Source organism: Desulfobacter sp., assembly GCF_050177295.1.
The window spans coordinates 1-11,511 of the sequence record NZ_JBFXHE010000109.1; the positions used below are offsets into that span (position 1 = coordinate 1).

Here is an 11,511-nt window from a genome sequence, read left to right on the forward strand (position 1 = left end):
GGGGGGGGTGATTGAATGGATTCCGGACCCTTTACTTCCAGGTGGGAGGCCAGGGTGTTCAGGGTGGTGTATTCGTATAGCGCCGTGGGCGTCAGGGGGGATCCAGCTTTTTGTTGATATGGCCAAGTACCTGGGAGAGCAGGATGGAATCGGCGCCGTAATCCTTAAACTGGGTGTCCGGATCAACGTCGCCGGGTTCGATACCCAGTTCCCGGGAAAACAGGCGGGTGAGCCATGGGCGCAGGGATTTTGGGTTTGGTTTCCGGTTGGGCCCGCTGTTGAGCCTGGGGGCCCCGGCATGGGCCGTTGGGGCCGGGTGGGGTTTGTGGTCCAGTAAACATTCCGGTTCCCATAGGGATGGGTTCACCATGGCGGGCATAATCACCGGTCCCAGGTCATGGCCTAGGACATGGTCCAATATGCGCAGTCCCTCCCGGTCGGTTAAACTGACCAGCCCGGTCCCTTCATACACCGGGTTCCGGACTTCTCCCATGCCGGTTTCCTTCCAGCTTGGCCACTGGATGCTCACCAGGGGGCAGCTGTGGGGGCAGGACTGGGCAAGATAATCCATGTAGGCGTTGGCCATTGCATAATCAATGCGGCCCACAGCCAGGGCTGGAATGGCGGCGGACACCGAAGAAAAAACAAGGAAAAACCGCAGGGGCTCGGCGTTGAAGTGCGCAACCAATTGGTTCAGTCCGGGTATTTTGGGTTCCAATACCCGGTGAATTTCCTCCGGATCTTTGCGTATAAATGCCGGGGTGTCTGTTCCCTCGATGCCGGCGCAGTGAATGACGCCGGCGGCAGGGCCCATGGTCTGTCTGATCTCTTGGAGGTATTTTCCCATTGCCGCTTCATCGGACAATGTAAAGCTGAGCACCCGGACCTGGACGCCTTGGGCTTCCAGGGCTTTGACGGCTTCTATTTTTTGGACCATTGCCAGGGCCGTTTTCAGGTTCGGGGAGGCGGAACCGTTTTCAGCCTGAAATGACGGCCATTGTTCCCGGGGGGGAAACGGCTCTTGGCCCGTGAGAACCAGGCGCTTGACATTATAGCGGGACACAAAATGACGGGCGCATAAAAGCCCCAGGCCCCGGGTACCGCCGGTGATCCACAACACCTCGTTTTCCGGGATTTCCAGGGCCGGTCCGGGGGCCGGCTTTTCCGGGCAGGCCCTGAGAATGGGCGCATACCGTTCGCCGTCACGCAGGCAGATTTCAGGCGGACCCTGCTTGTCCCAAAATTCCCCGGCAATCATCCCGGCCAGGGTGTGGGTGTCTTGGGACCCGCCTGGTAAAATATCCATATGCCGTGAGCAAACATGGGAATACTCGCTTTGCAAGGTCCTGTACAATGCGGCTATTGGGGCGCCTGATAAATTCGGGGCCGGATTCCGGAAAGATTCCAGGCCCTGGGTGACACCGAGAAGGGTTAATTTTGCGTTGCTTCCCCTGGCCCTGGTCCCCACCCCCTTGCCGATCCATTGCTGGAGCCACTGAATCCGTAACTTCAGGTGGTCAAGGTCATTATTCGTGTTGTGCCCATACAGGTGGATGCATCCGCCAAAATCAAGGGACGGGGCTGTTGGGTCGTCTAAAGATACAATCTGGCTTTGGGGCAGGTGTTTGGCAAGTGATTCGGCCAGGTTCCGGGTATCGTCAGTGGAGAATATCGCGATTTTTCCACCGGCGTCCTGTGGCTTTGTCCCGGAGGTATGCAGGGGGACGGACCGCCACCCTTTTTCCATGAAAAAAACAGGGGAGGACTTTTCTGTTACCGTCGGCCTCCGGGAAAACCAATGGGGTTTCCGGTTAAACGGGCTCGGTTTTTTCCTGGTATTCTCCGGTGTTTCCACGGCCGGGCCCACAAATTCCTCCAGGACCACATGGGCATTGGTGCCGCCAAATCCAAAGCTGCTCACGCCGGCCACCCTGCCGCAGGATTCTCCTTTGGGTTCGGGCCATGGTTGAAGGCGGTCCGGGACGTAAAAGGGAGAATCGGCCAAGTCTATATGCGGATTGAGCTTTTCACAATGCAGGGAGGGCACCAGCTCCCGCCGGTTCAGGCAGAGAACTGTTTTTATCAGGCCGGTAATGCCTGAGGCGGCTTCCAGATGCCCCAGGTTGGTTTTAACGGATCCCAGGCCGCAGCTTTTTTCATGAACAATGTCCAAAGATTGGGAGCCGGTACTTTGAGCAATTTGAGCAAAGGCGTCTTGCAATCCCTGCACTTCAATGGGATCACCCAGAGAGGTGCCGGTGCCGTGGGCTTCAAAATAGCCCAGGGACGTGGCGCAGATCCCTGCATTTTCCCATGCGTCTCTAAGCAACCTGGCCTGCTGGTCCGGATTGGGAACCGTTAAGCCGGTGGCCAGGCCGCCGTGATTGCAGGCCGAGCCTTTGATCACGGCATGGATGAAATTTTGGTCCGCAATGGCCCGGTCCAGGGGTTTTAGCATGATCATGGCCGCCCCTTCGGATCTCACATATCCGTTGGCCTTTTGGTCAAAGGTCCGGCAAAGGCCGTCCGGGGAGAGCATACCGGCCTTGTAATAAGAGATACTGGTCCCGGGATGGCAGATCAGGTTGATGCCGCCGGCCAGGGCCTGGGTGCATTGTCCTTGCCTCAGTGACTGGACCGCCTCGTGTACCGCCACCAGTGAACTTGAACAGGCCGTATCAATGGAGAGGTTCGGGCCGTTAAAATCAAAGAAATAGGAGATGCGGTTGGCCATCACCGCCATGGAATTGCCCGTGGTCATGTGGGCTTGGGCAGGAATTTTTTCCTGTTCCAGCAACAGCCGGTAATCGGAACCGCTGGCACCGATAAAAACCCCTGTCCGGCTCCCTGCCTGGCTTTCCACGGAAAGACCGCCGTTGTTCAGGGTTTCCCAGGCAAGTTCCAAAAGAATCCGCTGTTGCGGGTCCATGAGGGCCGCTTCCTTGGGAGAGATGCGGAAGAAGGATGCATCAAAACTTTCAATATCCTCAAGGAACCCGCCCTGGTCTATGCCCCGGTGTTCATGGGCCGGATCAATGCCCGCAGGCCAGGTCCAGCGTCCCCGGGGCATGGGGCCGATGACGTGCCTGCCGTTTTTCAACAGCTCCCATAAGGCCTGGGGATCGTTGATACCGCCGGGCAGGCGGCAGGCCATGCCGACGATCGCAATGTCGTTTTGGCGTGGGTTATGGGTTGGGGCGGTAGCGGCTGTTTCAAGGGATGAATAGGGCCGGGTCTTTGCGGGAGGATTGGCCTGGAACCAGGAGACCAGTTTCTGGTGCGTGTTGTGTTTGAAAAAGAAGGTGGCCCCAAGTTTTTGGTGGAAGGCATGGGACAGCTGTTCGTTGAGCTGGAGTAAGTCCGCTGAATCCAGGCCCATTTCCATAAAGGGGCGATTCGCGGAAAATGCCGGTTCATTCTCTTTGCCTAATATCTCCTTGATCGTATGTTCCAGAAAATCCATGAGTTCTTTCCCGGAGAGCCCGGTGTTGGTTTTGGATGGCAAGGAAAGGTTTGCCTCCTTGCGCCGGCGCTTGCGAATGTCGTATATGGCCAGGACCCCAAAGCCTTCATTTTTTGTGTCCTTGGGGCGGTATCCGGGGATAAGGCCGCTGATGTCCGCGCCGTGCAGTTCATGGAAACGCAGGATCGGGTCGTGGAGCAGCCCCCGGGCATCCCGTTTTTTAATGTATTGTTCCAGCCCCAGGGGCGGGTTCTTGTCCATCTCCTTTTGCCGGTGATAGTTCCGGCACAGGGTGACCGCCACCACAGATTCGATTCCCGGCGTTACCGAGAAGTACTGGAGAATGAACTCCAGGAGTTGGTCGCCCAGTTGTCTTTCCTGGTATTGGGGATCAATGTTGACGGCCAGTAGCTGCGCCACCGGCCCTTGGGCCTGATGAAGCATTGAAACACTGTCTGACCGGGCACCCCTCAGGGCATCCGCGTGGGGGATTCGCTGGGAGTAGATGACCCCTGTGATTGTATTATCGAGTACCAGAACGAATTGTCCCTCCGGGAAGGTGTCCAGGCGATGGGCCAATTCATCCCCGGGTGTCTGAAGAGCCTGGGACCAGCAACGCCTTTCCAAATCCTCCAGGACCGCAAGATCTTCCATGCGGGCATGGCGTATTCGGTAATCACGGGCATGGAAAAGACCCAGAGAGGCCAAAGATGCCCCGGGTGAAATGTTTGGCGGTGTCTGGGGAAAAAGGCCGGCCCGGGCGGCCGCCGCCAGAAAGGCGGCTGGGGACGTCTTTTTCCTGTCCACGCCTGGGGGATGTTTTTCGTCATTTTGTACCATGGCTCACGCTTCACCCTAACGTTGCATAAAAAGTTAGAAAGTTAGCAATTAAAGCTGTAATGCTTTATAAAAACGTCTATGTAATTCACACAGAGCTTTGATATCAGTTGAGATGGACAAAACGGGATCGTTTTCAACTGATTCGTTTGATTTGTTTGATTCGTTTCAATATACCGGGAACGCTTGATACATTCAATTAATAACTATTTAAAAAAACGTTATTTCTGTTTATTATTTTTTAAATAAGCTATATTAGACAATTGACAGAAACAGATCCAACGTATATGGTTTTAAAAAAATTATAAAGGGAAAAAATAGTTCAATGGATTTCATCTTCAACAAAAATTTTTATTTTAGCACTCGATTTTATAATAAGGAGATCCTGCCTGTGGACTACTGATTTTCCCCATAAATTTAACTGAAATCACTAAAACCGCAGCAGGCAGGGCCTGGGGCGGTTTTTTTTATTTGTGCCCAATTGGTGCCTGAATATAAAATCCGTGTTTGGACGAAAAGTTGCCAGATGAAAGGCGCAAGAAACGTTGCAACCGGAGCAACCTTATGGTTGTGAGGATTGCAACTTTTCTTGCAATGCCGCAGATGGGTGCCATTTCGTTCGAACACAAATAAAAAAAGGAAATTGATATGACAGACCGGGAAATCAAGGATAAAGATCATCAAAAGCAAACAGGTGATGAGCCTTCGCCACTGTCTCCCCTTCGCGGGGAAATTGACCGCATTGATGAGCGCATCCTTGAACTGATCAACCAGCGCCTTGAGATCGGTAAAAAAGTAGGGGAGATTAAAAAACAAAAAGGCAGTCAGATTCTGGACCGGGCCCGGGAACGCATGGTGATTGACCGGCTTTCCCGGCTGAACCCCGGCCCTGCGGATGAGAGTCTGATCCAGTATATTTTCAATGTGATCATCACGGCCACACGGGAAATCCAGAAGCCTAAGACCATTGGTTTTTTAGGTCCCCTGGCCAGCCATTCCCATATTGCAGCCCTCCATTATTTCAGGCACTGCGGAGAATTTGTAGAACAGCCCGGTTTTTTCGACATTTTTAATAATATTGAGCGAAAGGAACTGCATTTCGGCATTGTTCCCGTTGAAAACTCTATTGAAGGGGCTGTCAACTATACCCTTGATCTGTTTGCCGAATTTGATATTCATATTACGGCAGAGCATTATGAGCCTGTTTCCCATGATCTGTTATCCATTACAGGGGAACTCAAAGACGTTAAAACCGTTTACTCCCATCCCCAGGCCATTGCCCAGTGCAAAAACTGGTTGAAGAAACATCTGCCCGATGCCATAGTCATGGAGACCACCTCCACATCACATGCGGCACTTATGGCCTCAAAGGATGAACAGATTGCCGCCATTGCATCGGGCAAAGCAGCTCATTTTTATACCCTGCTGCCGGTGGCATCAAAAATACAGGACCGTGCCGGCAACATTACGCGGTTTCTTGTGATCGGAGGAAAACGTCCGGCAAGAACAGGGAATGATAAAACATCTATTATGTTTGCCACAAACCATACCCCGGGTGCCCTTTTCAGGGCACTTTCGCCTGTGAACCGAGCTGGCTTGAACATGGTTAAACTTGAATCCAGACCCACGCGCCACCAAAACTGGAGTTATCATTTTTTCATGGATATTGAAGGGCATATTCAGGATGAAATTGTATTTCAAACCATTGAACAAATTCGAAGCCAGGCCCTGTATTTAAAGGTGTTGGGGTCGTACCCGATTTTTGAAAAACCGGAGATATTACAATGATTGACGCGTTCACCCGGTTATATTGTGTATTTGGAAATCCTGTCAGGCACTCTAAAGGCCCTGTAATTCATAATGCGGCGTTTAAAAATAAGGGGATCAATGCTGTTTACCTTGCCTTTGAGGTGCAGGATGCAGCAGGAGCGGTACAGGCTGTGCGCACGCTGGATATCCAGGGGGCTTCCGTGACTATTCCTTTCAAGGAATCAATCATGGCGCATATTGACTGGATTGATCCCACAGCCCGGGCCATTGGTGCCGTAAACACCATAGTTAATGAAAATGGCATATTAAAAGGTTATAATACGGATTGCCAGGCCGCTGTTGCGCCCCTTGTCCCCTTTGGCATTTCAGGCAAAACCGTTTGTATTGTGGGGGCAGGCGGTGCGGCCCGGGCCGTGGCCCACGGTATTGCCGCTCAAAAAGGGGATATCATCATCACCAATCGAACGGAACAAAAAGGCAAGGCCCTTGCTGAAACGGTTAACGCCCGGTTTATACCTGCCAAAGATATGGCAAACATCCAGGCAGATGTGGTGATCAATACCACAAGCATCGGCATGGCTCCCAAAGAGAATGGAATCAGCTTTCCACCGGAAGCATTAACCTCTGATATGGTGGTGATGGATGTGGTGTATACCCCGTTGAGGACCCGGCTGCTTGAAGCGGCGGAACAAAAGGGATGCACAACCATTGACGGCCTGTCCATGTTCATTGCCCAGGCAGCAGCCCAGTTTGAATTATGGACAGACATGACCCCTGATACGGACCTGATGCGGAATGTTATTTCAGGCACGATTTAATGATAAAAGGAGACGTTCATGAAGCAGGTTATTTCCAGAAATATCCAGGACCAGGTGGTCAACATCCCGGGCTCTAAAAGCATTTCACACAGGATGCTGATCTGTTCAGCCCTGGCCGACGGCATATCTGAAATTTACAATGTACTGGACAGCCAGGATATTTCACTTACCCGCAAAACCCTTGAGTGCATGGGGGCTCAAATTGAAACCAGACAAAACAGTGCCCTGTTGGTCACAGGTTTTGGCGGGCGGCCAAAACCCTGGCCGGAGCCCATCTACCTTGGCAATTCAGGTACGTCCATGCGCCTTTTAGCAGGTATTGCCGCCCTTGGAACTACCCCATATACCCTGACCGGGGATGAGCGGATGTGTCAACGCCCCATGGGGGAGCTTTTGGATGCCCTTGGCCGTATCCGGATACATGCCCGTTCCCAAAACAATGAAGGCACCCCGCCTGTGGTGATCCAGGGCGGGGACAGGGCCGGAGGGCGGACCCTTCTTGACTGCTCCAGGTCCAGCCAGTCCTTGTCTGCCCTGCTTATGGCCGGGGCTTTCTTTGACCAGGGCCTTGTGATTGATTTGACTGGTCCTGCCGTGTCCCGGCCTTATGTTGATCTGACCCTGGATGTGATGAAGCAGTTCGGGGTCAATGCCTTCCGGATATCCGACACCTGCTATGAGGTCCCTGGGGGCCAGACCTACACATGTGGCAAAAGATCCGTGGAGCCGGATCTCTCCAATGCCGGTTATTTCTGGGCAGCCGGTGCTGTTACAGGTGCGGATATCGGCGTGGACAATATCGGCACAGCCTCTTTGCAGGGCGATGTGAAACAGGCATATATATTTGAAAAAATGGGCTGTACGGTAAATCGTGACGGCCTGGTCCTGCGGGTAAAAGGCGGCCCTATGCCTTTACACGGCGTGGATGTGGATATGTCCGATACCCCGGATGCCGTGCCTGCCGTGGCTGTAACCGCCGCGTTTGCAACGGGCACCACCCGGATTACCAATATCGGCCATCTTCGGGTCAAGGAGTGCGACCGCATTGATGCGGTTTGTTCCCAGCTCACCAAAATGGGAATTAAAGCGGTGCAGGGTCCGGATTTTATGGAAATTACCGGCGGCACACCCCATGGTGCTCTCATTGAAACCTTTAACGACCATCGCATTGCCATGGCGTTTGCCGTTGCAGGCCTCAGGGTGGATGGCATTAAAATTGAAAATCCCGTGTGCGTGGAAAAATCGTTCCCGACATTCTGGCAGCTCTTTGATGCCTTGTGACTTTGATGCCTTATGAATTTGACGCCTTATAGATTAATGCCCTGTAAAAAAGGAGTGTCCATGCGTCCCATTTTTCTTATCGGATACCGGTGTACCGGCAAAACCAGTACAGGAAGGTATCTGGCTGAGTTTTTGAACAAAACATTTCTGGATACGGATCTGGTTCTGGAATCAACTTTGGGCACTAGCATTGCACAGATGGTGGCCCGGTACGGCTGGCCCTATTTCAGGACTAAAGAGACTGAAACACTGACGAATCTGGATCTGGAAAGCGCTCCCGTTATAGCCACGGGCGGCGGCATCATTCTTGCGGAGGAAAACAGAGCGTTTTTAAAGAAGAACGGGGTTGTTGTATATCTTTATGCCCCGGCGTCTGTTCTGACGGACAGAATCCGCAAAGATGAAAACAACACCGGGCGAAGACCGGACCTTACCCGTGACAGCCTTGCCCTTGAAACAAAAAAAATGCTTGAAATCAGAACCCCTTTGTACCAGGCACTTGCCGCGATATCCATTAACACAGAAGAATACGCCCCCAAAGCAGCAGCGCGTCGGATCATGGCCTTGCTCACATGTTCTGAAACCAAATTCTAAAAATGTCAGAAAAGGAGGATTTTTAATGAATATAATCACCCATCAATTGATAGATAATGAACTGTGCGGCAAGCCGGTCATGGTAGAAAACGGTAAAAGCAGTGTGGCATATACTACCACACCCAGAATGGCGGCAGATGACTCAGGGCTGGTGCATGGCGGATTTATTTTCGGACTTGCTGACTATGCGGCCATGCTTGCCGTGAATCACCCCAATGTTGTGCTTGGCGGAGCAGATGTTAAATTCCTAAAACCTGTCAAAGCCGGGGAATCTGTCCATGCCCAGGCCAGTGTAATATCAGCGTCAGGTAAAAAACAGATGGTCAGCGTTACCGTTAAACGTGAAGATGAGGTGGTTTTCAAGGGAGATTTTTCCTGCTTTATCCTGGAAAAACATGTTCTTGGATGAAAATTTTGAAAAACTATCCAGAGCACCATGTTTTGATAAAACATGGTGCTCTGGATGGTACAAATTTAATAGGAAATAACCGTGAATGCGCTTAAGCGGTTTTACGCATTTTGGGACGCCTTGATCATATCGTCTTCCAGCATGTCAGCAATACCCAGGGCGGAATTCAGGGCATCATTAATCATGAAAAGCTGAATTTTCAGTGTTTTCAACGAGGCCGGGGTTGCTGCGATCTTTTCTTCTGACGCAAGAAGTGACGAAAACAAGTCTGCTTTTTGGGCAAATCCGGACAAACGTTCACTGAATTGAACGATCTGTTTTGCCCACTTGTCCCTTTCTTCCCTTGTAAGTTCAATGTTTGCGTTGTCAGTGCCGTTAATCAGGTGGTCAATCTGGTACTCCTGAGGGTTAGCGATAATTTCGTACATAGTTTGTTCTCCTTTACATCTGAAGTCAGGATTTTTCTTGTCCTCACCTTATTTTTTTGATGCGGCCTATCAGGTCTAAATTGGGACTTGTCTCAAGATCATGCGGGCTGACCATTTCCGCGGCGACCAACGGGTTGCCCGCTTTTAAAAATGAATTTATTTCATGTTTGGAAGATGCCAGATGCGGATTTATTTTCCAATACATCTGCTCTGCCTGCTCAATCATTTCATTAAGTTCAGTGTCATCGGAGGGCTCGTTTCCGGATTCATTTTCCACAAGACTGTCCAATCGGATCTTTAAAGGAGCCAAGGTTCCTTTAATGGTCAGGCCGTATTTTTTTTCTGGGATTGCTTCGTAAAAACTGCGGTAAACCAGTTCCGAACATACCACCGACTTTGTCTCTTTTCCCTCGAATATCCGCTTAAACAGTTTGAAAACCATGGCAATAATCGCTCTTAAAACCGCCTTCTCAACACGATCATGGGGAAGTTTCCTGATGATAATCAATACCCCGACGAGGTACAATTGGTTATCAGCATATTTTGTACCTTTTTCAAAATAGTAATTGGCCCGTTGGACCACCGGATCAACCGGCCAGCCCTGTGAAGAAAAATCCATGCCGCTGTCTGATTTGAATCGGTAGACATCAACGTATTTTTGGGCACTGACTTCCTTTTCAAGCGGCGTTTGGACAACGCCTCTCGAACCGGCTTCAATGATTGTTCCGCCATTGAAGAATGCTGCATGGCTGTAATGTCCGCCGTCCACCAATCTTATGGCATCAGAAATCCACCCATCTCCGTAAGACAATAGTACATCACCTGCTTTCACCTCATTCATGTCAATTTCAGGAATGTTTAATTTTTCTTCCATAGTTTTCCTCCTTTGGGTTGAAGATTAATGGCGGGTTTGAGCGGTCCTTAGCTGAAGATGTGAATTTTTTAAAGATCAGCTGAATCGGAGAATAATCCAAATTTTCGCCTAAATGCAACAGGAAATTTAAAATATTTGGAACCCGGCTTCTGGGAAATTGTTGACACTTTTTATCTGCTCTGATAATTTTTTAATCTCGTTAAAATAAAATCAAACGCTTTAAAATCAGGATAAAATGAGGATTTTATGGTTCAAGATTATGATGATATTATTGAGTTGACCGAGGTGGTCACGGAAGAATCATCCCCCAACGGCCAGGAACGAATTGAACTGACACAGAAAACCCATGATCCGGAAGCGTTGCTTTCTGATGATGCTTTTTTGGCACTTGGAGATAGTGAAAATCTCATGAGGTCACTGGGCCGGGATGACATAGAAGCGGCCCTTGAAAAATTTATAGAGAAGAAATTTTCTGAAACCATTGAAAAAATCCTTTTTGAAGTAATGGAAAAAGTGATCAAGCATGAAATAGAAGATATTAAAGCCGGGCTGCGAAAAGATCTTGATGATATTGGTTAGGCTTGATTAAACGATTGACTTAATTTTTAAAAATTTTTATTAACGTGACGGGGATTGATTCAATCCCCTTTTTCATTAAACAGCCTTGGACAGCCTGGCTTTTTTAAAACGCGGGGCGGTTCACGACAAAACATGGCAGAGATCCCTGGGAATAAGGGCTCTCTCATATTAAAAGGGTTTGAGGAGTTGAATTATGTGTTCGGATTCCCTGGACAAAGGATATTCACCAAAAGAGATTGAAGAGAAGTGGTATTCATTCTGGCTTGAAAACGGTTTTTTCAAAGCTGAAGACAAAAGTGACAGCCCCCCTTTTTCAATTGTGATTCCACCGCCCAACGTCACTGGTGTGCTTCATATGGGCCATGCGCTGAACAACGTGATTCAGGATGTCATGTGCAGATACAGAAGGCTTTTGGGGCAGAATGTTCTTTGGATGCCGGGAACCGATCACGCCGGAA

The 11,511-nt window shown here is 50.3% G+C and carries 10 protein-coding genes; 7 read left to right on the top strand and 3 right to left on the bottom strand.

The features are described 5' to 3' along the window. Positions 1–91: 91 nt before the first annotated feature. The gene (locus tag AB7U36_RS09895; protein ID WP_428159617.1) at positions 92–4,303 is read right to left on the bottom strand and encodes a GNAT family N-acetyltransferase; all 4,212 of its coding nucleotides are present in this window, start codon (positions 4,301–4,303) and stop codon (positions 92–94) included. Positions 4,304–4,948: 645 nt separating this feature from the next. On the opposite strand from AB7U36_RS09895, the gene pheA reads away from it, so the two are divergent. Genes pheA through AB7U36_RS09920 form a run of 5 tightly spaced genes read left to right on the top strand, consistent with a single transcriptional unit; the run spans position 4,949 to position 9,172 of the window. After that, positions 4,949–6,088 carry a prephenate dehydratase gene (gene pheA / locus AB7U36_RS09900; protein ID WP_428159618.1) on the top strand — a complete coding sequence of 380 codons (1,140 nt, stop codon included), beginning with the start codon at positions 4,949–4,951 and terminating at the stop codon, positions 6,086–6,088. After that, positions 6,085–6,888, top strand: a complete 804-nt coding sequence (locus tag AB7U36_RS09905) for a shikimate dehydrogenase (RefSeq protein WP_428159619.1) — start codon at positions 6,085–6,087, stop codon at positions 6,886–6,888. The genes pheA and AB7U36_RS09905 overlap by 4 nt, the downstream gene beginning before the upstream one ends. Before the next feature lie 18 nt (positions 6,889–6,906). Continuing rightward, a complete protein-coding gene (aroA, locus tag AB7U36_RS09910) occupies positions 6,907–8,169 on the top strand; it encodes a 3-phosphoshikimate 1-carboxyvinyltransferase (protein ID WP_428159620.1) in 1,263 nt (420 codons plus the stop codon). 60 nt (positions 8,170–8,229) lie between these two features. Then, the gene (gene aroL / locus AB7U36_RS09915; RefSeq protein ID WP_428159621.1) at positions 8,230–8,763 is read left to right on the top strand and encodes a shikimate kinase AroL; all 534 of its coding nucleotides are present in this window, start codon (positions 8,230–8,232) and stop codon (positions 8,761–8,763) included. A gap of 25 nt (positions 8,764–8,788) precedes the next feature. Then, positions 8,789–9,172 carry a thioesterase, FlK family gene (locus AB7U36_RS09920; protein WP_428159622.1) on the top strand — a complete coding sequence of 128 codons (384 nt, stop codon included), beginning with the start codon at positions 8,789–8,791 and terminating at the stop codon, positions 9,170–9,172. A 101-nt stretch (positions 9,173–9,273) separates the two neighbouring features. Here the strand turns inward: AB7U36_RS09920 and AB7U36_RS09925 are convergent, their stop codons facing one another. Further along, entirely contained in the window at positions 9,274–9,600 is a 327-nt protein-coding gene (locus tag AB7U36_RS09925; RefSeq protein WP_428159623.1) for a hypothetical protein, read from the bottom strand. 43 nt (positions 9,601–9,643) lie between these two features. Beyond that, the gene (locus AB7U36_RS09930) at positions 9,644–10,474 is read right to left on the bottom strand and encodes a hypothetical protein (protein ID WP_428159624.1); all 831 of its coding nucleotides are present in this window, start codon (positions 10,472–10,474) and stop codon (positions 9,644–9,646) included. Positions 10,475–10,720: 246 nt separating this feature from the next. On the opposite strand from AB7U36_RS09930, the gene AB7U36_RS09935 reads away from it, so the two are divergent. After that, positions 10,721–11,053 (top strand): hypothetical protein, encoded by a 333-nt coding sequence (locus AB7U36_RS09935; protein ID WP_428159625.1) that lies wholly within the window; start codon positions 10,721–10,723, stop codon positions 11,051–11,053. A gap of 193 nt (positions 11,054–11,246) precedes the next feature. Then, positions 11,247–11,511 (top strand): class I tRNA ligase family protein (locus AB7U36_RS09940; protein ID WP_428159626.1); only part of this gene is annotated, 265 nt, incomplete at its 3' end.

Coding starts and splice junctions, on each gene's coding strand:
- AB7U36_RS09895 (WP_428159617.1), bottom strand. CDS start 4,303: ATGGTACAAAATGACGAAAAACATCCCCCAGGCGTGGACAGGAAAAAG.
- pheA (WP_428159618.1), top strand. CDS start 4,949: ATGACAGACCGGGAAATCAAGGATAAAGATCATCAAAAGCAAACAGGT.
- AB7U36_RS09905 (WP_428159619.1), top strand. CDS start 6,085: ATGATTGACGCGTTCACCCGGTTATATTGTGTATTTGGAAATCCTGTC.
- aroA (WP_428159620.1), top strand. CDS start 6,907: ATGAAGCAGGTTATTTCCAGAAATATCCAGGACCAGGTGGTCAACATC.
- aroL (WP_428159621.1), top strand. CDS start 8,230: ATGCGTCCCATTTTTCTTATCGGATACCGGTGTACCGGCAAAACCAGT.
- AB7U36_RS09920 (WP_428159622.1), top strand. CDS start 8,789: ATGAATATAATCACCCATCAATTGATAGATAATGAACTGTGCGGCAAG.
- AB7U36_RS09925 (WP_428159623.1), bottom strand. CDS start 9,600: ATGTACGAAATTATCGCTAACCCTCAGGAGTACCAGATTGACCACCTG.
- AB7U36_RS09930 (WP_428159624.1), bottom strand. CDS start 10,474: ATGGAAGAAAAATTAAACATTCCTGAAATTGACATGAATGAGGTGAAA.
- AB7U36_RS09935 (WP_428159625.1), top strand. CDS start 10,721: ATGGTTCAAGATTATGATGATATTATTGAGTTGACCGAGGTGGTCACG.